We start from the raw sequence: 22,552 nt of genomic DNA, 5'->3' as shown, positions 1-22,552 counted from the left end.
CGGGCAGGCGGTCGGGGAAGGTCAGGCGGTCGGGGGAGGAGCAGGCGGTCAGGGGAAGGGGTGCGGCGCCGGATTGAAATCGCCCGGCTCCAGATCGCGTTCGCGCAGCCCCGCCCGGCGCAGCGCGGTCCGCAGCCGGGGCATGCCGAGCGCCCGCTGGCGCGACCAGCCGAAGTCGATCGGCAGCAGTCCCGGCACGAGCACGCTGACCGTGTGCAGTCCCAGCACCCGCTGCTCGGGCAGCGTCTGGTCGACCACCACCACGTCGAAGCCCTCGGCCGTCACCGCGTCGACGCACCGCGCCAGGTCCTCGCGCACGTCGCCCACGGAGCCGGCGCCACCCCGCGCGGACTCGGGCGGGCGCAGCGCCGAGACCGCCCGCAGGGGCGCCCCGGCCGGCCCGCGCAGCAGGAAGTCCGCGTGGCGGCCCATCTCCGGAACCCCGTACACGAGCGGATGGTCGTGCAGGGCGGTGACCAGGTCGAAGTCCGCGGCCATCGCGCGCAGCCGGGCCCCGTCCCGCTCGGTGCGCCCGGGCAGGTTCACGGCGTCCGTCGCGATCTCGCACAGCGCCGAGTCCAGCGCCGACTCCGGGTCCAGCCCGGCCCCCGCCCCGAAGCACATCCGGCCGGGCCCGCCGTCGAACCGCTCGGCCACGGCCGTCACCACCGGCACGGGGAAGGTGATCCGGGTGTCGAAGAACCGCGTCCGGTACCCGTACAGGGCGAGCCGGTCGACCATCACGCGGGTGGAGGTGCGCCCGCTGGTCGCCGGGTCGATCTCGGGCAGCGGCTGGCGCCCGTACCAGGCCAGCAGGAACGCGTCCCGCTCGATGACCTCCATCAGCCCGAAGTAGATCGCTTCGGCCTGACTGCCGCCGGTGGCGCAGCCGTTGGAGCTCTCCTGGACGAAGCGGTTCTCCAGGCCGGGCGAGTGGTAGTACGTCAGCACTTCGGGCACGAGGCGCGGCACGTGATCGCGCAGCGACCAGCCCCAGACCCAGGGGATGTCCCGGTCGGGGGCGAAGGGCCGCACACGCGGATTGTCCGCGTGGAACCGCTCGCTGTAGAGGCCGACCTCCCTCGGGTCCACGGCCTCGGCCGCGAACCGCTCCAGCGAGCCCCGGACCCCGGTCGTCCGGGCCCGGGCGCGCATCCCCGCGTACCGCTCCAGCCCCTCCAGCACCCCCACCCGGGCGCTGCGGTCGAAGGAGTCGGTGTGGCCGCCCCAGAAGGTCTCGCGCAGGTAGGGGCCCGAACGCAGGGAGAAGCAGCCGATGGTCGCCGAGGTGGAGGTGGAGGAGATGTCCTGGACGAGGGAGGGGCCGAGGGCCCCGCACAGCGGATTGGCGAAGGCCGCCACGTCGAGGTCGTACGATTCCACGGGTCTCGTGCGGAAGGCCCCCTCCCGGTACTTCGGCGCGGGCGGCAGGGGCTCCAGCGCGCGCGGCGCGTCGCGGACGCGCACCGCGCACACCGGACACTCGGGGTCGGGCACCAGCGGGTAGTGCCGGACGGCGCCGGCGGCGAGGTCCAGGGAGTGCACCGCGGGGAACGGCTCACGGGGGGCCGGGGCGGCCACGGCCCCCGCGACCAGCGCCGCGAGGGCGTCGGCGGCGAAGGCGTGGGCGTGCGGCCACCCGCCCGCCGCCCGGGTGCCCCCGCCCAGCTCCAGGGCGTCCCGCAGCGCCACGGACCGCACGGCCTGCCAGCGCCGCTCCAGACACCGGGCGCACCCCGGACCTCCGCCCGGGACCGGCACCGGGCCCAACACGGCCTGGCGGCCGTACAGCCGTACGGGCAAGGCGGGTGCGGGCAATGCCCGCACGGGCGGCGGCTCCGGCTCGGCGAACGCGTTGCGCGCCCCGAGCACCGAGAGTTCCACCGGCGGCCCGTCGAGCGCGTCCAACGCCCGCGCCAGCAGCGCCGTGAACCGCTCGGCGGCCACCGCCCCGAGCAGGTCCCGCACGGCGGGATCGGCCCGGACCAGCGGAGGGCGGCTACGCGTCATCGCCGGGCTCCCGCACCGCCGTGAGCAGCACCCGCACCGTGTGGACCCCCGCGGACGCCAGCTCGGGCGCGCCCGTCGGGACCACGTAGGCATCGCGGCCCGCGGCGCCGAGCCGCTCCAGCACCTCCGGCCAGCCGATCGCGGCGGCGGGTGCGCCGGCCTCACCGCCCGCACCGGCGACCGCCAGAGCGCGGGGGTCCAGATCGCGCAGCAGCGGATCGCCGGTATCGGCCGGCAGCCCGCCGCCCGACCCGTCGCCTTCCCACTGGGCCGCGCCGAGGAGTTCGGTCAGCGCGGCCACCGCGGCCGCCCGCCGGTCCAGGGCGCTGCCGACGGCCCAGCGCTCCGCCGACCGGGCGAGGAGCACGCTCGCCCCGCTCCGGTCGCCCTCGCCCAGGTCGAGCAGCTCCACCGGCAGCTCCAGCCGGTCCGCCGACCGTACGAGGAAGGCGAGTTCGGCGTCCGGCCCGTCCGGGTCCGGCAGCGGGACCCGGGTCGCCGGGGCGCCCCGTACGGTGCGCAGCAGCGCGTCGTACGCGAGGGCCGAGAGGAGCCCGGCCGCGGCGGCGTCGGAGGGGGCGGGGCCCGCACCGGCCCCTGCCCGGGTCCGCTCGAAGAGCCGGTCGGCGTTGTGCGGTCCGAAGGGGCGGACGGCGCCGGCCGGGACGAGTACGGACTCCTTCGTCAGGAGCGAGACGGCGCGCTGGTGGACGCCGGCTGCGCCCGGCAGCCCGGAAGCGATGGCGAGAGGCGGCGCCACCGCGCCGGACCCGTTCACGAGCCCGCGCGCCGGGACGACGTGCTCGGCGTACACGAGCGCCGCCGCGTCCAGGGCGCGCGTCCGGGCGCCCGCGACGTGGTGGATGTCGAAGGCGGTGATCGTGCGCGCACCGGTGTGCCCGATGCCCAGCTCGACCACGCCCAGCTTGAGGGGGATCTGGGTGAGTGCCTCGTCGGCGAACCGGGTGAACACCCCGGCGTACGGGCGGACGATGGCGGAGCGCCGGTTCAACTCCTCCACCAGCGCGTCCGCTTCGCGGGCGGTGTCGGGCGTCGGCAGGGCGGGGGCACCCGAACCGCCCGCGGCGGTCAGGTCCACCGGCTGCACCGCCCGGCCGTCGGTCGTGTCCGCCGCGTCGGCCGCGTCCGCCCCGTCCCGCGCGGCGCAGAACGGGCAGCGCGGGTGCGGGAAGAGCGGTTCGGCGCTGACGTCCAGCGACTCCATGTCCTGGACGACCAGCCGTCCGGCGGTCTCGGCGGGCAGCGCGCCCGTGGCCGCGCGGAAGACCTCGTACCCGAGCAGATTGCCGATCATCGCGGCCAGCGGCCGCCCCGGCGCGGGACCGGACGGCGTGATCGCGCCGCCCGGCAGGGCCAGCTCGCTCCACAGGTCGGCGGCGGCCCCGGAGCCGGGGCGGGCCGAGCCCAGCCGCAGCGCCGCGCAGGCCCAGCAGCCCTCGGTCCCGTCGGTCATCAGCGGGCCGACGACGGCGTCGGAGCCGTACGACCAGGCCGGAAGCAGGCTGCGGCCCTCGGGTATCCCGGCGCGCAGGAGCGGGAGCAGCCGTGCGGGGGCCGTATGACCCCCGGTGACCACGACGAAGTCGAAGCCTTCCAACTCGCCCCACCCCAGGGGTACTTCGGACTCGCCCAGCGTGCGTATCCCCACCGGACAGCCGTCGGCCCGCGCCTCCTGCGCCTCCTCCTCGACGGGGTGCCGTTCCGTGCCGGACAGCTGGACCCCGACGACGGCGCAGCCGTTGCGGACCAGGCTCAGGGCGCACCAGCGGGCGACGGCGTCCTCGCCGAGGACGGCGACCTTGGTGCCGCGGAAGCGCAGGAACCGGTCCTCGGCCTCGTCGGCGTAGTGGTCCACGTACGCGATCTGCGGCGCGAACCGCCGCGCCACGTCGGGCGGGGCCACCGGGCCGCCGGAGGCCCGCCCGGCGGGGACGGAGCGGGCGAAGTCCCGTTCGTACAGCGTCTTGACGAGCTCGCCGACCATCGCGCGCTGGGCGTCGCCGAAGCCCTGGCAGAGTTCCGCGACGGAGTGCTCGCCGGTGAGGTGCGGGACGATCAGCGTGGCGAAACGGTACGCCGAGCGGGCCGTGAGCCGGAACCCGCCGTCGGAGTTGTGGAACAGCACGCCGTCGGGTGTCTCGGTGAAGAGCACGTCCCGGCGTATCCGGGGCCGGGAGGCGGCGACGGTCTCATAGCTGTCTTGGGACATGGGACACCCCTGGGTGCGGTGTGGGCGGAGGGGAACGACGGGCGAGGGCGCGGGGAAGGGAAGAATCCGGGAGGACGGGGCCGGGGGGAAGGGGCGGGACCGGTGGGGAGTTCAGCGCGCGGCCGGGGCGATGGCCGCCGGGCGGGGTCCGCGGGCCAGCCAACGCGCGTAGACGCGGAGGAAGGAATGGAGGCGGTACGGCGGTTTGCCCGGTGGGCCGTCCTCCAGCATCCCCGCCTCCACCAGCTGTTCGAGGTCGGTTTCGGATCCGGCCTCCGCGAGGGGGGCCTGCGGGCCGAGGGCGCCCAGGCGGAGGAAGACCTCGCGCAGTTCGGGGGAGAGGGCGTCCACGGCCCGCCCGAGCACCTCGGGTACGGAGAGCCGTGGATCCTCGGGGAGGGCGAGCCGGGCGGGTGGCTCCTCCGCGAGCCAGGACGCGCAGTCGGCCACGGACAGGCCGGGCCGGGTCAGCAGCCGGCCGGCCGCGATGCGCAGGGCGAGCGGGAAGTGGCCGCAGACGCCGGCGAGTTCCGCTGCCGCCCCGGCCTCGGCCGCGATCCGGTCGGCCCCGACGAGCCCGGCGAGCAGTGCGTACGCCTCGTCCGGCCCGAGGACGTCCAGCCGGTGCACCGCGCCGCCGTGCGTGGCGACGACCGCGGCGAGGCCCCGTCTGCTCGTGATCAGGACGGAGGCGTTCTCGGCGGCGGGCAGCAGCGGCAGCACCTGCCCGGCGCCGGCCGCGTCGTCGAGGACGAGGAGCCGGCGGCCCCCGTCCTCCGGTCCGGGCAGCAGTTCCCGGGCCTCGTCCTGGCCGAGGGAAGTGCCGTCGGGCCGGGTCAGCGGGAGGCTGAAGACCCCGCCGGGGAACCGGTCGCGGACCTCGTACGCGCACTGGTGGGCCAGCGCCGATTTGCCGATGCCGGGCGCCCCGGAGACGACCACCAGCCGGGGCCCGTCCGGTGCGGTCAGGCGGGAGGCGATGGCGCCCCGGTCCGCCTCCCGCCCGGCGAACCCGGGCACGGGCGTCAGGCCCGGTCCGCCCGGCCGGCCCTTCGTGGGCACCCCGCGCCAGCCGCTGTCCGCCGCGGGCCCGGCCGCTCGCGACGGGGGTACGGGCAGCGCGCCCGGGGTCCCGGCGGGCCCCGGCAGGCCGGGGCCGGCCGCCGGAGGCGGCGGGACGGGTTTCGCCGCCGGTGCCGCAGCGGGCCCTGACGCCGGCCCGGGGGCAGCGGGCCGTGCCGCCGTGCCCAGGGCGGCCGCTTCCGGCCCGCCGAGCTCCTCGGCGCGCAGGATGGCCAGTTCCAGGCGGCGCAGACCGGCCCCCGGGTCGACTCCGAGCTCGTCGCGCAGCCGGTCGCGTACCGTGCGGTACTCGGCGAGCGCCTCGGCCTGCCGGCCGGTGCGGTAGAGGGCCTCGATGAGCTGCTCGGTGAACCGCTCGCGCACCGGATGCCGGCGGGCGCTCTCGTACAGGTCGACGAGTACCTGGTGGCAGTTCCCGGCGGCCAGTTCGAGATCGCACACCCGCTCCAGCACGCGCAGCCGCTCCTGTTCGAGCGAGGGCACCGCGTCGCGCCGGAGCATCCGCGAAGCCACGTTGGCGAGCGGCGGCCCGTGCCACAGGGACAGCGCCTCGCGCAGCCGGTAGAGCTCCTCGCCCGGGCCGCCGCCGGCGGCTGCCGCCTGCGAGATCAGCGTGCGGAAGAGGACGAGGTCGAGGGTCTCGGCGTCGTTGTGCATCCGGTATCCGCCGGGCACGGCTTCGATGGTGGTCGCGGATATGCCGTACTTGGTGAATAACCTCCGCAGCCTCAGAACGCACGTCTGCAGCGCGGCCCGCGCGGTGGCCGGCGGTTCCCCGTCCCACACCGCACTCACCAGATAGGTCGTCGAAACGACGACCCCCGGATGCAGAAGAAGCGCGGCGAGAAGACTGGTCGGCTTGGACGGCTTGAGAACTACGGTTTCCGGGCCGTGGGCAATACTCAACGGCCCCAAAAGCTGGAACCGCATACTGGTCCCTCGTGTCGGGTCACGTATTTCGCGAACGAGCAGGACAGGGGCGGTGGTCGGCCGCGTCCCGCTCTCCGCCCCCTGGTGGGCGGCGAATGAATGAAACACTACATAAGGGATCTTGTGAAAGTCGAGTGGTGTGCGGCTTGTTTTCGACGGCAGGGCGATTCTCTTTCTCCCCGTCACTCTGGAGTCCCGTGAAGTTACCACCGGTTGGCGGGGATGTTCACGTGTAAACGAATTCATTGTGCGGATCTCGTCAGGTCGCAATCGAAGTCGATTTCCGGTCAGGCGCCGCCGAAGTCCGCTGGCTGATTTCGTACGGCCGGGAACCGGCCACTCGTTCGGGGGATCCGTGGGACGGGAGGGCCGGGCGCGGAATGCGCGGGGGCGTCCGGTGGTTCGGATTCCACGCAGCATCCGGCTCCACGCAGCACCCGACCACCCTGCACGCACTGGAGAGCTCATGAAGATCGGCATCATCGGCGCAGGCAACATCGGCGGCAACCTCACCCGCCGTCTCACCGCCCTCGGACACGAGGTGTCCGTGGCCAACTCCCGCGGCCCCGAGACCCTGGCCGACCTCGCGAAGGAGACCGGGGCCACCCCCGTCACGGTCGCGGAGGCGGCGCGGGGCGCCGAGGTCGTCGTGGTCACCGTCCCCCTCAAGAAGGTGGCGGACCTGCCCGCCGGCCTCTTCGAGGGCGCGGCCGAGGGCTTCGTCCTCATCGAGACCGGCAACTACTACCCGCAGCAGCGCGACGGCCGCATCGCCGAGATCGAGGACGAGGGCCTGACCGAAAGCGGCTGGAGCCAGCGCCGCCTCGGGCACCCGGTGGTCAAGGCCTTCAACGGGACGTACGCGGAGGACATCCTGGCCCTGCACCGCCCGGCCGGAGCCCCGGACCGGGTGGCCCTCCCGGTGGCCGGCGACGACGCGGCGGCCAAGGAGACCGTCCGGGCGCTCATCGACGAGCTCGGCTTCGACACCGTCGACGCGGGCGCCATCGAGGACTCGTGGCGCCAGCAGCCCGGCACTCCCGTGTACGGACTCCGGGCGGGGACCGACGCGGTCGTGAAGGCCCTCGCCGAGGCCTCACCGGTCCGTCAGGCGGCCTTCAAGGGCTGACCCCCCGGGCGGGCGCGGGAGTACGGGCCTCCCGCGCCGGCCCCGGCCCCGCCGCGGAACCGATACCGAAGTGTCATCCTCCGCGCCCCCGCACCGATGCCCCCGGCTTGTTACGGTCCTGCCCTCACGGGAGCCGCAGGAGGCCCACCATGCACGTCAGACCCCGTCTGCTGATCGCCTCGGCGGTGCTGGCGGCGCTCCCGGCCACCGTGACGGCCTGCTCCGGTCACCCGGACCGCCCGGCCGCCCCCGTCCGTTCCGCGAGCGCCCCGGCCTCCGGCTCGGCGTCCCCGTCGGCCACGGCGACCCCCTCCGCGCCGACGGCCACTCCCACCCCGGCCGCCGCCTCCGCGTCCTCGGCGGCGCCGGCGAAGACACCGGCCGCGCCCCCGGCCCCCGCGACCCGGCTGTCCCTGACCGCGGCGGCTCCGGCCGCCGGCGGACTGAAGCTGGTCCGCGGCGGCCCCGCCCAGGAGTTCACGGTCACCGTCCGCAACGGCAACGCCCAGGCGTACGGGCACCTGCTCATCGCCTTCCAGATGGAGCCCCTCACCGGCGAACCCGGCGACCTCCCCGGACCCGCCGCCCCCTTCGTCCTGGAGCGCCGCGACCCGGCCACCGGCGCCTGGAGCGCCGCGGACCTGCGCATCGCCACCGACGCCAAGCCCGCCCACCTCTACACGGGCGGCGCCGCCCTCGCCCGCGACGCGGTCCGCACCGAGCGCTACCGGCTGCGCGCCACCGCCACGGGCCCCACCGGCAGCAGCCCGCTCCTGGTGTACGCGATCGACACGGACGCCGCCGAGGGCACGCGGGCCGACTTCGAACACCCCGGCCACCTCTCGCTGCCCCTCACCACCCGACGCATCCTGTAACTCCCGCCCACACCGCGGCAATCGAAGCGGTCCGGACCCTTGACCCACACCTGGTCCAGACCAATCATGAGGCGTCCGCCCGTTCGCTCGCGCCCCACCGGGAGCATCGATGAGACGTCCCAGGCCCCTCCATGCCTTGTCCGCGGTCCTGACCACGGTCCTCGCCTCCGCCGGCCTCGTCCTCGGGGCCGGCGGCGCGGCCCACGCCGCGACCCCGCTGCCCGCGCACGTCTTCGCCCCGTACTTCGAGGCGTACAACGGTGACAGTCCCGCCGACCTCGCCCAGAAGTCCGGCGCCAAGTACCTGACCATGGCGTTCTTACAGACCGAGGCCAGGGGCTCCTGCACCCCGTACTGGAACGGGGACACGGGACAGCCCGTCTCCGGCTCCGTCTTCGGCGCCGACTTCGCCACCATCCGCTCGCGCGGCGGTGACGTCATCCCCTCCTTCGGCGGCTACGCGGCCGACAACGGCGGTACGGAGATCGCCGACAGCTGCACCAGCGTGGACGCGATCGCCGCCGCGTACGAGAAGGTGATCACCACCTACGAGGTCTCCCGGCTCGACATGGACATCGAGGACAACTCGCTGACCGACAAGGCGGGCATCGACCGGCGCAACCAGGCGATCAAGAAGGTCCAGGACTGGGCCGCGGCGGACGGCCGCCCGCTCCAGGTCTCGTACACCCTGCCCACCACCACGAGCGGCCTCGCGAGCAGCGGCCTCGCCGTCCTCAAGAGCGCCAAGACGGCGGGCGCCCGGGTGGACGTCGTGAACCTGATGACCTTCGACTACTACGACGGCGCCACCCACCACATGGCGGCCGACACCCAGACCGCCGCCACCGGTCTGCACGACCAGCTCGCCGCCCTGTACCCGGCCAAGACCCCCGCCCAGCTCTGGGGAATGATCGGCGTCACCGAGATGCCGGGCATCGACGACTACGGCCCCGCCGAGACCTTCACCACCGCCGACGCCACGGCCGTCCACGACTGGGCCACCGGCAAGGGCATCAACACCCTGTCCTTCTGGGCGCTCCAGCGCGACAACGGCGGCTGCCCCGGAACCGGCGGCTCCGACTCCTGCTCGGGCATCGTCCAGGACCCCTGGTACTTCAGCCACACCTTCGCGCCGTTCACCGGCGGCGGCGGTCCCGTCGCCGACGACTTCTCGCTCGCCGTCGCGCCCGGCTCGGCCTCCGTGGCGCCCGGCGGCTCCACCTCCGCCACCGTGAGCACGGCGGTCGTCTCCGGCACCGCGCACGCCGTCGCCCTGACGGCCTCCGGCGCACCCGCCGGAGTCACGGCCTCCGTCGACCCGGCCTCGGTGACGGCGGGCGGCTCGGCCCGGCTCGCGGTCGCCGCCTCCGCCGCGGCCGCCCCGGGCACGTACCCGATCACCGTCACCGGCACCTCCGGCGGCCTCACCCACACCGCCGTCCTCACCCTCACGGTCTCCGGCCCGGGCGGCGGGAACGGCGCACTGGTCAACAGCGGCTTCGAAAGCGGCGCGCTCGCCCCCTGGACCTGCGAGAGCGGCGGCGCGGTGGTGGGCACCCCCGTGCACGGGGGCTCGTACGCGCTGAAGACCGCGCCCACCTCCTCGCAGACCGGGGAATGCGCCCAGACCCTGACCCTGGCCCCGAACACGAAGTACACGCTCGCCGGGTGGGTCCAGGGCGGCTACGCCTACCTGGGCGTCCGCGGCGGCGCGAGCGCCAGTGCGTGGACCAGCTCGACCGGGTGGTCGAAGCTGACGGTTCCCTTCACGACCGGGGCCTCCGGCACGGTCACGGTCTACCTGCACGGCTGGTACGGACAGGGAGCGGTCTACGGGGACGACCTCTCGCTCGGGTAGGTCCCGGAGTCGATAGGCTCGGCCACGGCCGCCCGGGTACGCACCGCCCCACGCGGGGCGGTGCGTACCCGACGGAAGGAACAGCGCCATGACCGGCGGCGACGAGGTCCGGATCCTGCGCGCGGGCGACCGCGAAGCGGTCGCCTGGAAGAACGGCGGCGGGGTGACCCGGGAGATCGCGGCCTGGCCCGAAGGCGCCGCGATGGCCGACTTCGGCTGGCGGATCAGCCTCGCGGAGGTGGCCGCCGACGGGCCGTTCTCCGCCTTTCCCGGAGTCGACCGCACGCTGACCCTGGCCGAGGGCGCGGGCATGGACCTCACGGTGGCGGGCGCGCGCCGCCTCGTCGACGAGCGCTACGCCCCACAGGAGTTCCCCGGCGACGTCCCCACCGGCTGCCGGCTCGTCGACGGGCCCGTCGTGAACTTCAACGTCATGTACCGCCGGGACCGGGTGCGGGCGGAGACCGCGGTCGTACGGGGCACCCTCGCGCTCGCCGCCGCACCGCAGGAGACCCTGCTGGTGGTCGCCCTCCGGGGCCCGGCGGAACTCGGAACCGGGGCCGGGCCCGTCGCCCTCGGCCCGTACGACGCCGTCAGGATCTCCGGCGACGGCGACGGCGACGGCGACGGCGCCTGCGTCCTGCGCACCCGGGGCCACGCGGCGGTGGTCAGGCTGGCAGCCCGTTCCGGGAGATGACGTCGGCGTACCAGCGTGCGCTGTCCTTCGGCGTGCGCCGCTGGGTCGCGAAGTCGACGTGGACGAGGCCGAACCGCTTGCTGTAGCCGTACGCCCATTCGAAGTTGTCCAGCAGCGACCACACGAAGTACCCGCGCACGTCCGCGCCGTCCCCGATCGCCCGGTGCACCGAGGCCAGATGGCCGTGCAGATAGCCGATCCGGTCCGGATCGTGCACATCGCCCTCCGGGTCGGCGTAGTCCGCGTACGCCGCGCCGTTCTCCGTGATCAGCAACGGCACGCCCGGCAGTTCGTCGCGCAGCCGGACCAGCAGCTCGTGCAGCCCGCCCGCGTCCACGGGCCAGTCCATGGCCGTCCGCGGCCCCGGCGCGGGCAGGATGCGTACGTGCTCCTCGGCACCCACCCACGGCAAGGGCCCGGCGGGGGCGGTGCCGAGCCCCGGCTCCGCGGCGGCGACCACCGTCGGGGAGTAGTAGTTGACGCCCAGCCAGTCGATCGGCCCGGCGGCCGCCGCCAGATCGCCGTCCCGCACGAAGGACCAGTCCGTCACCCCGGCGGTGTCCCGGACCAGGTCCTCCGGCAGGCGGCCGCGGAAGACCGGGTCGAGGAAGATCCTGTTGCCCACCGCGTCGATCCGGCGCACCGCGTCCAGATCGGCGGCGGAGCGCGTCAGCGGCCGCAGGGCGTGCAGGTTCAGCGTCAGGGAGACCTCGGCCGACGCGGGGACGACCGCGCGCAGGGCCGCCGTGCCCAGGCCGTGGGCCAGGTTGAAGTGGTGCGCGGCCCGCAGCGCGGCCTCCGGCTCGGTGCGGCCCGGGGCGTGCACCCCGGAGGCGTAGCCGAGGAAGGCGGAGCACCAGGGCTCGTTGAAGGTGGTCCAACTGGTCACCCGGTCGCCGAGCGCCCCGGCGACGAGCCCCGCGTACTCGGCGTACCGCTCGGCGGTCTCCCGTACGGGCCAGCCGCCGAGTTCCTCAAGCTCCTGCGGCAGGTCCCAGTGGTAGAGCGTGACCACCGGCCGGATCCCGGCGGCCAGCAGCGCGTCGACGAGCCGCCGGTAGAAGTCCAGCCCGCTGCGGGAGGCGGGTCCCCGGCCGGTGGGCTGGACCCGAGGCCAGGCCACCGAGAAGCGGTAGTCGCTCACGCCGAGGCGCCGGAGCAGCTCCACGTCCTCGTCCATGCGGTGGTAGTGGTCGGCGGCCGTGTCCCCGGTGTCCCCGTGGAGGACCTTGCCGGGGGTGTGGCTGAAGGCGTCCCAGATGGAGGGCGTCCGGCCGTACAGGGCGGCCGCGCCCTCGATCTGGTAGGCGGCGGTGGCCGTGCCCCAGCGGAAGCCGGCCGGGAAGGCGAGCCCCGTCTTCGGACGGGGGGACGCGTCGAGCGTGGTCATGGAAAGGCTCCAAAAGGGGTGAGGGGAGGGCCGGGGGCTGCTGCGTCAGCCCTTGACCGCGCCCTGCATGATGCCGCCGACGATCTGGCGGCCGAGGAGTCCGAAGACCAGCAGTACGGGCAGGGTGCCGAGCAGGGTGCCCGCCATGATCACGGACTGGTCGTGGACGTAGCCGCCGCCCAGCTGGCGCAGCGCGACCTGGACGGTCGGCTCCTGTGAGGACAGCGCGACGATCGGCCAGAAGAAGTCGTTCCAGGCGGTCATGAAGGTCAGCAGGCCCAGGACGGCCATGGCCGGGCGGGCGATCGGCACGACGATCGACCAGAAGATCCGGGCGTGCGAGGCCCCGTCCACGCGGGCCGCCTCGATCAGCTCGTCGGGCAGCGACTGCGCCAGGAACTGGCGCATGAAGAACACCCCGAAGGCCGAGACGAGCCCGGGGAGGACGACCGCCTGGAGCTGGTTGACCCAGTGCAGCTCGACGATCAGCATGAAGAGCGGGATCACCCCGAGCTGCGGCGGGATCATCATCGAGGCGACGACGCCTGCCAGCAGCGCCCCGCGGCCGCGGAAGCGGAGTTTGGCGAAGGCGAACCCGGCCAGCGTGGAGCACAGCACCGTGCCCACGGTGATCGACCCCGAGACGATGAGCGAGTTGAGGAGGGCCTTGCCGATCGCCGCCTCGTCCAGGACGGACCGGAAGTTGTCCAGCAGCCGCGGACCGGGCAGCAGGGCCGGCAGCGGGCGCGCCAGTTCGGCGTTGGAGCGGCTGGCCGCGACCAGGGTCCAGTACAGCGGGAAGGCCGAGACCAGCACCGCGCAGATCAGGACCGCGTAGGTGAGCCTGCCGCCGCGCCGGGCGGTGACCGTCGCGCTCATCGGCCGGCCTCCTTGGGGGAACGGCGGCGCACGGCCCAGGCGTTCGCCCCGACCAGCACCGCGATCAGCAGGAACATGACCCAGGCGATGGCCGCGGCCCGGCCCAGGTGGAAGAAGCCCCAGCCCTGCTCGTACATGTACAGCCCGAGGGTCTGGTACTGGTGCGAGATGCCCCCGGACACCGATCCCTCGAACAGGAGCGGTTCGCCGAACAGCTGGGTCGCGCCGATGGTCGAGACGACCGCCGTGAACACGATCGTGGGGCGCAGCCCGGGCAGGGTGACGTGGAGGAACTGCCGCCACCGGGAAGCGCCGTCGACCTCGGCCGCCTCGTACAGCTCCGCCGGGATCGTCTGCATGCCGGCCAGGTAGATCAGCGCGTTGTAGCCCGTCCAGCGCCAGACGACGATGGACGAGACGGCGATCTGGGAGGCCACGGTGCCGTTCTGCCAGTCGACCGGGTGGACGCCCACCAGGTCCAGCAGCCGGTTGATCAGCCCGAAGTCGTGCCCGAAGAGCTGGGCGAAGATCAGCGAGGCGGCGGCGACCGAGGTCGCGTACGGCAGCAGCAGCGCGGTACGGAAGAACGTGCGGCCGCGCAGGCGGTAGTTGAGGACGTGCGCCAGCCCCAGCGCCATCAGCAGCTGGGGCACCGTGGACAGCACGCCGATGGTGAACGTGTTGCGCAGCGCCGTCCAGAAGAACGGATCGGAGAACAGCGCCGTGTAGTTGCCGAGCCCGCGCCACTCCAGCTCGCCCGGGGTCTGGAGTTCGGCGCGGTAGAGGGAGACGTACGCCGTGTAGAGCAGCGGGAAGATCCCGAAGGCGGCGAACAGGGTGAAGAAGGGGGCGAGGAAGGCGTACGGGGACAGCGAGGCGGGCCGCCCGCGCCGCCGGCGCGGGAGCTCCTGCGGGAGGGTGGCGGCGAGGGGCACCGCCGCCGCCTTCGGTGACTTGGGTGCCAGGGGCTCAGCCGAGGGCATTCTTGACGGCCTTCTTCGCGTTCGACCAGGCCGTCTCGGGCGCCGTGCCCTTGCGCTCCACCTCGCTGAGCGCGTTGTTGATCTGGTCGGCGATGTCCTTGTCGTGCACGCCGAGCACCTGGACGGGGGCCTGCTCGGCGGCGTCGCCGAAGATCCGGCCGATCGGCGCGTCCGAGAAGTACGGGTCCTTGGCGTCCGCTATCTGACCGATCGACTGGGTGGCCGAGGGGAAATTGCCCTGCCCGCGGAAGACCTTGGTCTGCTGCTCGGGGGCGGTGAGCCACTTGATCAGCTCGTACGCCTCCTTCTTGTGGGCGGCCGCGGCCGGGACCGCCAGGTACGAGCCGCCCCAGTTGCCCGCGCCGCCAGGCAGCTTCGCGACGTCCCACTTGCCCTTGCCCGCGTCCCCCGCCTGGCCCTTGATGTAGCCGAGCATCCAGGCGGGGCAGGGCAGGGTGGCGAAGGAACCCGAGGAGAACGCCTGGTTCCACGGCGGCGACCACTGGTCCAGCTTGGCGCTGAGCCCCTCGCCCGCGGCCTTGACCGAGGCGTCCCAGGCGGCCTTCACGGCAGGGCTGTTCTCGTAGACGAGGGCGCCCGAGGCGTCGTAGTAACGCTCCTTCTCCTGCCCGACCATGATCGCGTTCAGGCTGCCCACGCTGTCGATCCAGGCGCTGCCGGCCGGTGCCTTCGCCTTGTACTGGCGGCCGAGTTCGAGGTAGCCGTCCCACGTCGCCCACCGGGTGGCCAGTTCGGTGCGGTCGGTGGGCAGGCCGGCGGCCCGGAACAGGTCGCTGCGGTAACACATGGCCTCGGGGCCGACATCGGTGCCCAGGCCCAGCACCTTGCCGTCCTTGGTCGTCGCGGCGGACCACTTGGCGGGGGCGAACTGCGCCTTGAGCGCCCCGGCCCCGTACTGGTTCAGGTCCACGAACTTGGCGGACTGCTGCTGGGTGACCGAGGCGATGCGGCCGACCTCGATGCCCTGGACGTCGGCCAGGCCGCCCCCGCCGGCGAGGCGCGTCTGGAGCGATTTCCAGTAGTCCTGCTCGTCCTCGGTGTCGGTCTGCTTGATCTTGATGCCGGGGTGGAGCCGCTCGTACTCGGCGTAGAGGCCGGACTCCTGGTATCCGAACGCACCGAAGAGGTCGACGGTGAGGGTGACGTCGCCGCCCGCGGAGTCGGCGGAGCCGCCGCCCGAACCGGATCCGCAGGCGGCCAGGAGCACTCCGGCGAGGGCGGCGGCGCCGAGGCGGACCGCGGTTCTCGTCGCGGTTCGGGGGATCGACATGGGGCGGCCTCCTTGGCCTGGACGGACAGGGTGCGGGGGTGTGAGCGCGCCAGTCTTGAGAGCGCTCTCAGAACGCGACTGGAGCGTGCACCCGCAGCCCGGGCCCCGTCAAGAGTCGTACCCGAGGCTGAGCCCTTTCGTCCACAATCACCCGCCCGGGAAGGCGAGTTCACGCCGCTCTTGCCGGCCTCCGCGGCATCAGGACGATCCGCGCCGCACCAGCGCCGTGGGGGTCACCACCGAAGCGGGCACGGCCCGGTCACCCTGCTCCTTGTTCAGGGTGCGCAACAGCAGCTGCGCCATCAGGCGCCCCATGCCCTCGATGTCCTGGCGCACGGTCGTCAGCGGCGGATCGGCGGTCTCCGCCACCAGCTCGGCATCGTCGAACCCGACCAGTGCCACCTCCCCGGGGACGGCCAGTCCCCGCTCCCGCAGCACCCGCAGGGCGCCCGTCGCCATCAGGTCGTTCGAGGCGAACACCGCGTCGAGGTCCGGGCAGCGCTCCAGCAGGGCGGTCATGGCCGCGGCCCCGCCCGCCGCGGTGAAGTCCGCCTCCGCGATCAGAGCGGGATCGGCGTCGAGCAGTACGTCCCGGTAGCCGTCGAGCCGGTCCACCGCCGAGGTCTGGTCCAGGGGGCCGGCGATGTGCGCGATCCGCCGCCGCCCCCGGTCCAGCAGGTGCCGTACGGCCTCGCGGGCGCCTCCGCGGTTGTCGGCGTCCACGTACGCGATCCCGCCGTGCTCCCCGGAGCCGGCGGTCCAGCCGGGCCGGCCGCCGTAGACCGTGGGCATGCCCACGCGGCGGGTGATCGCGGGCAGCGGATCGTCGGTGTGCAGCGAGAAGGCGAGCGCCCCGTCGACGTGGCCGCCGGCCAGGTAGCGCTCGATGCGGTCGTAGTCCCCCCGGTCCTCCACCAGCAGCAGGACCAACTGCGTGTCGTGCGCCGTGAGTTCCTTGCTGATGCCGCGGATCTGGCGGGAGAAGAAGGGATCTGAGAATATCCGGATCTCCGGCTCGGCGATGATCACGGCCACGGCCCCGGTGCGCCGGGTGACCAGTGTGCGGGCGGCCGGATTCGGCACGTACCCGAGCTCCAGCACGGCCTCGCGGACCTTCTCCACCAGATGGGCGCGGACGCCGTCGCCGCCGTTGACGACGCGGGACGCGGTCGCCCGGGACACCCCGGCGCGCTCCGCAACGGCCTCCAGCGTGGGGCGGTGACCGGGAAGCTGTTCGGGCACGGGCGCTCCTCCTGCGGGTCCGGGGGCTGTTGGCGCGACGAACAGCAGGGTAACCCGTACCGCCGGGAGGCTGAGAGCGCTCCCGGCGAACGGGCGGAGATCACCAGCCGATGCCGAGCGTCAGCCCGGTCGGAGGCTCGGCGTTGCCGAGGATCTGGACCGGGGACTGGTCGCCCACGTCGTCGTAGGGGAAGCCGTAGGCCCGCTCGTCCAGGCCGACGGTGTGGAAGAAGCCGGCGTAGTCGTTCTTCGCCGCCCCGCCGTAGTACGCCGCGGGGCTGTACCAGGCGGTGGTGTCGAGGGCGACGCCCCTGTTGAACGCGGCGCAGAACTCGGCACCGAGCTGCTTCTCGGTGTCGTTGCCCGAGGCCAGCGCCCCCGCGCAGGCCACGACGTCCGGAGAGGTGGGCTTGTGGAGGGTGAAGGGGCCCACGCCGTTCTTGGTGAAGGTCAGCGTGGAGCCGGACACCCGTCCGGAGAAGGTCTCGCCGAGCCGGGTGAGGGTGAACGGATGGGCGGTGTACCGGGCCCAGGCCTGGTCGATGGCGGCGGTGAGGTGGTTCTGCTGCGTCCCGCCGTCGAGGAACAGGTTCGAGGAGCGCGGCGCCACGATGCGGTAGCCGTTCTGGAGCGGCCTGAAGGCCGGCCCGACGGAGGCCGCGTACTGCTGCATGACCTCCGCGCGGGTCCGGGTGATCCCCCGGGTGGTGTCGTAGCCGCTGGAGGTCTGGCGCAGCCGTGAGGTCATCGGGAAGCCGAACTGGTCGACCTGGGTGGTGTTTCCGCCGAACGCGACCTGGCCCCGCACGTAGGTGTACTCGTACCAGTCGTAGTACACGTCACTGTTCGGATCGTTGGGATTGCGCAGGTCGGGGCCGCCCCAGCCCTGGTCGTCGGGGGAGACCGGGAGGTAGAGGGGCGAGCCGAGCGAGACGTAGATCCGGCCCCCGCGGATCGATGCCGGCGAGGGCACCGTCCCGCCGACCCGGGCCAGGGTGAAGGACATGTCGGGGTAGTTGACGCCGTTCTTGACGAGGTGCCCGGGCGCGGTGGCGTCGAGGTGGCTGATGTGCGCCATGGAACCGTCGGGTTTCATGTACGACCACTGGCCGGGTGTCACCTGGCCGAGCACGGTGATGAAGACCTGCGCATCGGTGTACGTGCCGCGGGTGTTGTTCCGGAAGGTGATCGGGAAGCTCCCGGTCCCGTCCTGCGCCGGGTGTGCCGCGGCGTGGGCGGAAGCCGGCAGGAGCAACCCCAGCAGGGCGATCAGTGCGGCCAGCACCGGCAGGGGGAGCGGTCGGCGTGCGTTCACGGGCGTCTCCTCGGTCCGCTCGACGCGGTCAGTGGCCGAAGTCGAACCAGTTCACGTTCACGTAGTCGGCGCCCTGGCCGCTGGTGAAGGTCAGGTACACGTCGTGCGTGCCGGTGACGGGGCCGATGTTGGCCGGGACGGTCCGCCAGCTCTGCCAGCCGCCCGTGCCGGCGACGGAGAAACTGCCGATCGGCGGGTTGGTACGACTGTCCAGCCTGACCTCGACCAGTCCGCCGACCCCGCCGGCGGCCCCGCTCGCGACCCGCCCGTAGAACTGCGTCGCCGCGGTCGAGCCGAAGTCCACCCCCTTGTACAGGGCCCAGTCGCCGTTGGCTATCGCGCTCAGGTTCCGGCCGCCGCCCGTGTCCGTGGTGGTCTCGGTGCCGAGCCCGGCCTGGCCGTCGTAGGACTCGGCCTCGATGGCGCGGTACGCGTCGCGGTTGCCGGACGGCGGGGTGGTGGGCGGTGTCGTCGGGGGCGTGGTCGGGGGCGTGGTCGGCGGGGTCGTGCCGCCCGTCGAGCGCAGTACGGACACGTAGTCGACCACCATCGGGTGGCCGGGCTGGGTGCCGGCGTCGGGTCCGCCGCCGAAGGCGTCGGGGAAGCCGCCGCCCATGGCCACGTTCAGGATGATGAAGTAGCCGTGGTTCGTGGCGTTGGTCCAGGTGGCGGCGTCCACCTGATTCGCGCGCACGGTGTGGAAGCTGACCCCGTCGAGGTAGAAGCGCATCTCTTCCACGGCCGTGGACCGGTCCCACTCCACCGCGTACGTGTGGAACCCGCCCTGGCAGGTGGTCCCGGTGCAGACGCGCTGGCCGCCGATTCCGGAGGTCTCGTTGCAGGGGCCGCCCGGGCTCGTACCGCAGTGCACGGTGGCCCACTCGTTGTTGATGCCCTGGACGTTCTCCATGATGTCGATCTCGCCGATGCCGGGCCAGTTCCACCAGTTGCCCCGGTACGGCGCGCCGAGCATCCAGAACGCCGGCCAGTAGCCCTTCGCCGCCGCCCCGGTGACGTTCGGCATCTGGATCCGCGCCTCGGTGCGCAGCTTGCCGCCGGCCGGGGGCTGGAAGTCGGAGCGGCGGGTCTCGACGCGGCCGGAGGTCCAGTTGCCGGCGGCGTCCCGGAGCGGGGTGATCCGCAGGTTCCCGGAACCGTCGAGGGAGACGTTGGAGGTGCTCGCGGTCATCGTCTCGATCTCGCCCGTACCGAAGTTGGCGGGTCCGCCGGGGTAGCTCGTGCCGGTGGTGTACTGCCAGTCGGCGGTGTTCACGCCGGAGCCCGCGGCCCCGTTGAAATCGTCGAGGAAGACCTGGGTCCAGCCTGCCGGGGGCGGGGGCGGGGGAGCGGCGGCGTTGGCGGGCAGGGTGACCACGGCCGCGGCCGCGGCGGCCGCCGCCATCGCGGCGAAGGCGGCGATGACGGAGCGCCGGACGGACGGCCGCTTTCTGCCTGTGGGGAGACGCATGGGTGTGCCCTCTCTTCGGGGAGGCGGGCCGCTGGATGAGAGCGCTCTCAAGCGGCGCCGCTGGCCACTGTGCTCCCGGCGCACCCGGGCGTCAAGGCTTCGCGTCACCAACGGGCATATGGGCGCGATGAGTTCAAGGCGTGAAGGGCGGATCGCGCGGTGGCGGGTCCGCCCTTCCTCCGGTCCTCCTCCGCTTCCTCCGGCCTTCACTCTCGGTGGGGTGCCTCGGGCGGCCGGTGGACGCGGGAGATCAGGCGCAGGTGAGCCGGGGCGCCGCCCAGTCCGCGTGGTCGTAGTCGATGCCGTTCCCGCCGTCGGTGACGACGAGCCGCAGCGTCTGGCCGCCGGTCAGATCGGCGGTGAGCCTCCTGGCCGTGTCCGCCGTGGTGACGACCCCGCTGTCCGCGACCTTGGTGGTGTCCCGGTATATCTGGAAGGCGACCGCTCCGGTGCGTGAGCTCTCGTCGTCGACGCCTACGTCCACCGTCAGGCCGGTGCACCTGCCGCCGAGGTGGTAAGTGAGGCTGCCGGCCGCGTGCACGCCCAGCCCCTTGGCGTACGCGACGCCGCCCACGGTCAGCGTCCTGCCGTCGCCGGCCGCCTGCTCGCCGTTGCTCCGGTCCTTCTCCACCGGCCCCCAGCCGCTGCTCGCACCCGTCCAGGGCAGGTCGGAGAGGTGGGAGGTGCCGGCCGGCGGAAGCGGCGCCGGCCCCGGGGCGATCCGGTAGACGACGGTGGCGTGCGGGGCGACCGAGGCGCTGATCGTGCCGCTGGTGTTGGTCGAAGCGGCCTTGGTCCACAGCTCCTTGAGGGCGTAGGGAGCGCGGTTGCCGATGCCCAGGGCGTCCGTCCGGGCGGAGATCGTGGCGGTGGAACCGGTCTCGTTGGTCAGGGAGAGCGCCCGGCCGCCGTTCGCCAGCTCCTTGGCCATCACCACCAGCCCGCCCGAGGCGGAGACCACCGTGCCCTGTTTGCCCAGGGCGTCCTGGTCCAGGGCGATGACATCGGGGTTGGAGAGGATGTCGAAGGTCTCGGCCGTCGCCTTGCGCAGGTCGCTGCCGATCAGCAGCGGCGCCGACATCATCGACCAGAGGGTGAAGTGGGTGCGGTACTCGGTGGCGGTCATCCCGCCGTTGCCGACCTCCAGCATGTCCGGGTCGTTCCACTGGCCGGGACCCGCGTACGGCGCGAGCGGCTGGTTCCTGTGCGCGATGGAGATCATCGAGGACCAGCTGTCGCCGATGTCCCCGGTGGTGCGCCACAGGTGGCCGAGGCTCGACGCCCAGGTCCACGGCTGGTTCTCGCCCCATTCGCACAGCGAGAACACGATGGGGCGGCCGGTCCTCCCGAGTGCGGCGGCCATGTCCGTGTACCGCTTCCTCGCGTCCACGCCCTGGTTGTTGCAGTTGTCGTACTTGAGGTAGTCGACGCCGAAGGAGGCGAAGAGGTTCGCGTCCTGCTGCTCGTGGCCGAGGCCGCCGGGGAAGCCCGCGGTGTCGCAGGTCTTGGTGCCGGCGCTGGTGTAGATGCCGAACTTCAGGCCCTTGGCGTGCACGTAGTCCGCGAGGGCCTTGATCCCGCCGGGGAAGCGGACGGGGTCGGCGACGAGGTTGCCCGAGGCGTCGCGGTTCGGCAGGGCCCAGCAGTCGTCGAGGTTGACGTACTGGTAGCCGGCGGCCTTGAGGCCCTTGGCCACGAAGAGGTCGGCGATGCCCTTCACCATGGCCTCGTTGAACTCGGCCCGGCAGTGGGTGGAGTTCCAGTTGTTGAATCCCATGGGCGGGGTCAGTGCCTGGCCGTCGCCCACGGCGGCGGCGGGCGCGGCGCCCGCGAGCACCGCCGTTCCGGCCAGTGCGGTGGCGCCCGCCGCCGGGGCCAGCAACGGCAGGGCGGCGAGGGCCGCCGTCAAGCGGCGGACGACGGCGCTTCGTAACGAGTGCACAGACGGCTCCTGGGGGAGTGGGGCCCGGAGTTCCGGGCGGGGGAGTGTGTGCGGAAATGTGACCTGAGGCGTACGGTCGGTCCGTCAGTTCTCGCAGAAATCCTCAGGAACGAACGGACTCCGACGAGAACGCCCACATCACACTGTCTTAGCGGGGGCATGTCAAGAGACACGGCTGCGCGGATCCGCTGACGGTCGATGGCCGCGACGTCGGTCTCCGGTGGGTGGTGAGCTCTTCAACTGCACCTTTGTCGAAGTCTGTTGACTTCTGTTCAATCCCTCAGGATGCTTCTGCCGACCGGGGACGCCGGTGCCCCCAGGAGAGGAACCGCCTCATGACCGAGACCGGCAGCCTGCTGGCCCATCAGCGCCGCGCCCTCATCCTCGACGAGGTGCGCCGGCGCGGCGGGGTGCGGGTGAACGAGCTGACCCGCTCCCTGAACGTCTCCGACATGACCGTCCGGCGCGATCTGGACGTCCTCGCCCGCGAGGGCCTCCTGCGCAAGGTGCACGGCGGCGCGGTGCTCGGCGACGAGGCCAGCAGTCACGAGCCCGGGTTCGAGGCGAAGTCGGAATGGGAGACGGCGGCGAAGCGGGCCATCGCCGGGGCGGCGGCCGCCCTCGTCGCACCGGGCTCGGCCATCGCCCTGTCCGCCGGGACCACCACCCACGCGCTGGCCCGGGAGCTCGCCGAGGTCACCGACCTCACGGTGGTCACGAACTCGGTCCGCACCGCGGAGGTCTTCGAGGACGTCCGCCGCAGCGGCGGCGCCGGGGACACCCTCACCGTGATCCTCACCGGCGGCATCCGCACCCCCTCCGATGCCCTCGTCGGACCCATCGCCGACCAGGCCATCCGCTCCCTCCACGTCGACCTGCTCTTCCTCGGCTGCCACGGCCTGGGCATCGCCACCGGCCTGACCACGCCGAACCTCGCCGAGGCGGAGACCAACCGGGCGTTCCTGCGCTCCGCGCGGCGGACCGTGCTCCTCGCCGACCACACCAAGTGGTCCGCCGTGGGGCTCACCACGTTCGCCTCCCTGGAGGAGGTCGACGTACTGGTCACCGACTCGCTTCCCCCGGAAGAGGCCGCCGCGGTCACCGAGCGGGTCGGTGAGGTGCTGCTGGCCGACGTGGTGTCGGCGTACGAGCTAAGCTCCCCAGTCGCGTACGGATGAACGTCCCCAGCTCCGTCGCGGGAAGCAGCACGGCTGAGGAACCTGGTTGAGA

The 22,552-nt window shown here is 73.3% G+C and carries 16 protein-coding genes; 5 read left to right on the top strand and 11 right to left on the bottom strand.

The window, feature by feature from the left end:
* Nucleotides 1-48: 48 nt before the first annotated feature.
* From ACFYXV_RS23340 to ACFYXV_RS23330, 3 genes are all read right to left on the bottom strand, one after another.
* A complete protein-coding gene (locus ACFYXV_RS23340; RefSeq protein WP_389383906.1) occupies nt 49-2,010 on the bottom strand; it encodes a TOMM precursor leader peptide-binding protein in 1,962 nt (653 codons plus the stop codon).
* Nucleotides 2,000-4,240, bottom strand: a complete 2,241-nt coding sequence (locus ACFYXV_RS23335; RefSeq protein ID WP_389383905.1) for a TOMM precursor leader peptide-binding protein — start codon at nt 4,238-4,240, stop codon at nt 2,000-2,002. The genes ACFYXV_RS23340 and ACFYXV_RS23335 overlap by 11 nt, the downstream gene beginning before the upstream one ends.
* 111 nt (nt 4,241-4,351) lie before the next feature.
* Nucleotides 4,352-6,253: a BTAD domain-containing putative transcriptional regulator gene (locus ACFYXV_RS23330; RefSeq protein ID WP_389383904.1), complete on the bottom strand. Its 1,902-nt coding sequence runs from the start codon at nt 6,251-6,253 to the stop codon at nt 4,352-4,354.
* Nucleotides 6,254-6,671: 418 nt separating this feature from the next.
* On the opposite strand from ACFYXV_RS23330, the gene ACFYXV_RS23325 reads away from it, so the two are divergent.
* From ACFYXV_RS23325 to ACFYXV_RS23310, 4 genes are all read left to right on the top strand, one after another.
* Nucleotides 6,672-7,382 carry an NADPH-dependent F420 reductase gene (locus ACFYXV_RS23325; protein WP_385475598.1) on the top strand — a complete coding sequence of 237 codons (711 nt, stop codon included), beginning with the start codon at nt 6,672-6,674 and terminating at the stop codon, nt 7,380-7,382.
* A gap of 149 nt (nt 7,383-7,531) precedes the next feature.
* Complete coding sequence (locus ACFYXV_RS23320; RefSeq protein WP_389383903.1) at nt 7,532-8,257, top strand: hypothetical protein; 726 nt, start codon at nt 7,532-7,534, stop codon at nt 8,255-8,257.
* A 109-nt stretch (nt 8,258-8,366) separates the two neighbouring features.
* The gene (locus tag ACFYXV_RS23315) at nt 8,367-10,115 is read left to right on the top strand and encodes a glycosyl hydrolase family 18 protein (RefSeq protein ID WP_389383902.1); all 1,749 of its coding nucleotides are present in this window, start codon (nt 8,367-8,369) and stop codon (nt 10,113-10,115) included.
* An 88-nt stretch (nt 10,116-10,203) separates the two neighbouring features.
* The gene (locus ACFYXV_RS23310; RefSeq protein ID WP_389383901.1) at nt 10,204-10,812 is read left to right on the top strand and encodes a HutD family protein; all 609 of its coding nucleotides are present in this window, start codon (nt 10,204-10,206) and stop codon (nt 10,810-10,812) included.
* On the opposite strand, the gene ACFYXV_RS23305 is transcribed toward ACFYXV_RS23310, so the two are convergent.
* The 8 genes from ACFYXV_RS23305 to ACFYXV_RS23270 all read right to left on the bottom strand — a co-directional run bounded on the left by ACFYXV_RS23305 (nt 10,784) and on the right by ACFYXV_RS23270 (nt 21,157).
* Complete coding sequence (locus ACFYXV_RS23305) at nt 10,784-12,202, bottom strand: GH1 family beta-glucosidase (RefSeq protein ID WP_385475572.1); 1,419 nt, start codon at nt 12,200-12,202, stop codon at nt 10,784-10,786. The two genes, ACFYXV_RS23310 and ACFYXV_RS23305, sit on opposite strands and share 29 nt — an antisense overlap.
* A gap of 45 nt (nt 12,203-12,247) precedes the next feature.
* Nucleotides 12,248-13,081, bottom strand: a complete 834-nt coding sequence (locus tag ACFYXV_RS23300) for a carbohydrate ABC transporter permease (RefSeq protein WP_385475574.1) — start codon at nt 13,079-13,081, stop codon at nt 12,248-12,250.
* Complete coding sequence (locus ACFYXV_RS23295; RefSeq protein WP_385475576.1) at nt 13,078-14,064, bottom strand: carbohydrate ABC transporter permease; 987 nt, start codon at nt 14,062-14,064, stop codon at nt 13,078-13,080. The genes ACFYXV_RS23300 and ACFYXV_RS23295 overlap by 4 nt, the downstream gene beginning before the upstream one ends.
* Nucleotides 14,051-15,355 carry an extracellular solute-binding protein gene (locus ACFYXV_RS23290; protein WP_389383900.1) on the bottom strand — a complete coding sequence of 435 codons (1,305 nt, stop codon included), beginning with the start codon at nt 15,353-15,355 and terminating at the stop codon, nt 14,051-14,053. Before ACFYXV_RS23290 ends, ACFYXV_RS23295 begins: the two co-directional genes overlap by 14 nt.
* Nucleotides 15,356-15,553: 198 nt before the next feature.
* Complete coding sequence (locus ACFYXV_RS23285; RefSeq protein WP_389383899.1) at nt 15,554-16,597, bottom strand: LacI family DNA-binding transcriptional regulator; 1,044 nt, start codon at nt 16,595-16,597, stop codon at nt 15,554-15,556.
* Between the two features lie 100 nt (nt 16,598-16,697).
* Nucleotides 16,698-17,912 carry a glycoside hydrolase family 64 protein gene (locus ACFYXV_RS23280; RefSeq protein WP_389383898.1) on the bottom strand — a complete coding sequence of 405 codons (1,215 nt, stop codon included), beginning with the start codon at nt 17,910-17,912 and terminating at the stop codon, nt 16,698-16,700.
* Nucleotides 17,913-17,940: 28 nt separating this feature from the next.
* A complete protein-coding gene (locus tag ACFYXV_RS23275; RefSeq protein ID WP_389383897.1) occupies nt 17,941-19,380 on the bottom strand; it encodes a glycoside hydrolase family 16 protein in 1,440 nt (479 codons plus the stop codon).
* A 250-nt stretch (nt 19,381-19,630) separates the two neighbouring features.
* Complete coding sequence (locus ACFYXV_RS23270) at nt 19,631-21,157, bottom strand: NPCBM/NEW2 domain-containing protein (protein ID WP_389384040.1); 1,527 nt, start codon at nt 21,155-21,157, stop codon at nt 19,631-19,633.
* Nucleotides 21,158-21,657: 500 nt separating this feature from the next.
* On the opposite strand from ACFYXV_RS23270, the gene ACFYXV_RS23265 reads away from it, so the two are divergent.
* Entirely contained in the window at nt 21,658-22,500 is an 843-nt protein-coding gene (locus ACFYXV_RS23265) for a DeoR/GlpR family DNA-binding transcription regulator (protein ID WP_389383896.1), read from the top strand.
* The last annotated feature ends 52 nt before the right edge of the window (nt 22,501-22,552 follow it).

Source organism: Streptomyces sp. NPDC002181, from assembly GCF_042890485.1.
Lineage (GTDB): Bacteria > Actinomycetota > Actinomycetes > Streptomycetales > Streptomycetaceae > Streptomyces.
The sequence above is the reverse complement of the archived record's forward strand: the minus strand, read 5'-3'. Positions and strand labels throughout refer to the sequence as shown.

Excerpts from the sequence above, each read along its gene's own strand:
- ACFYXV_RS23300 (WP_385475574.1), bottom strand. The coding sequence starts at position 13,081 with ATGAGCGCGACGGTCACCGCCCGGCGCGGCGGCAGGCTCACCTACGCG.
- ACFYXV_RS23295 (WP_385475576.1), bottom strand. The coding sequence starts at position 14,064 with ATGCCCTCGGCTGAGCCCCTGGCACCCAAGTCACCGAAGGCGGCGGCG.
- ACFYXV_RS23340 (WP_389383906.1), bottom strand. The coding sequence starts at position 2,010 with ATGACGCGTAGCCGCCCTCCGCTGGTCCGGGCCGATCCCGCCGTGCGG.
- ACFYXV_RS23310 (WP_389383901.1), top strand. The coding sequence starts at position 10,204 with ATGACCGGCGGCGACGAGGTCCGGATCCTGCGCGCGGGCGACCGCGAA.
- ACFYXV_RS23335 (WP_389383905.1), bottom strand. The coding sequence starts at position 4,240 with ATGTCCCAAGACAGCTATGAGACCGTCGCCGCCTCCCGGCCCCGGATA.
- ACFYXV_RS23275 (WP_389383897.1), bottom strand. The coding sequence starts at position 19,380 with ATGCGTCTCCCCACAGGCAGAAAGCGGCCGTCCGTCCGGCGCTCCGTC.
- ACFYXV_RS23330 (WP_389383904.1), bottom strand. The coding sequence starts at position 6,253 with ATGCGGTTCCAGCTTTTGGGGCCGTTGAGTATTGCCCACGGCCCGGAA.
- ACFYXV_RS23315 (WP_389383902.1), top strand. The coding sequence starts at position 8,367 with ATGAGACGTCCCAGGCCCCTCCATGCCTTGTCCGCGGTCCTGACCACG.
- ACFYXV_RS23305 (WP_385475572.1), bottom strand. The coding sequence starts at position 12,202 with ATGACCACGCTCGACGCGTCCCCCCGTCCGAAGACGGGGCTCGCCTTC.
- ACFYXV_RS23290 (WP_389383900.1), bottom strand. The coding sequence starts at position 15,355 with ATGTCGATCCCCCGAACCGCGACGAGAACCGCGGTCCGCCTCGGCGCC.
- ACFYXV_RS23270 (WP_389384040.1), bottom strand. The coding sequence starts at position 21,157 with ATGGGATTCAACAACTGGAACTCCACCCACTGCCGGGCCGAGTTCAAC.
- ACFYXV_RS23320 (WP_389383903.1), top strand. The coding sequence starts at position 7,532 with ATGCACGTCAGACCCCGTCTGCTGATCGCCTCGGCGGTGCTGGCGGCG.
- ACFYXV_RS23265 (WP_389383896.1), top strand. The coding sequence starts at position 21,658 with ATGACCGAGACCGGCAGCCTGCTGGCCCATCAGCGCCGCGCCCTCATC.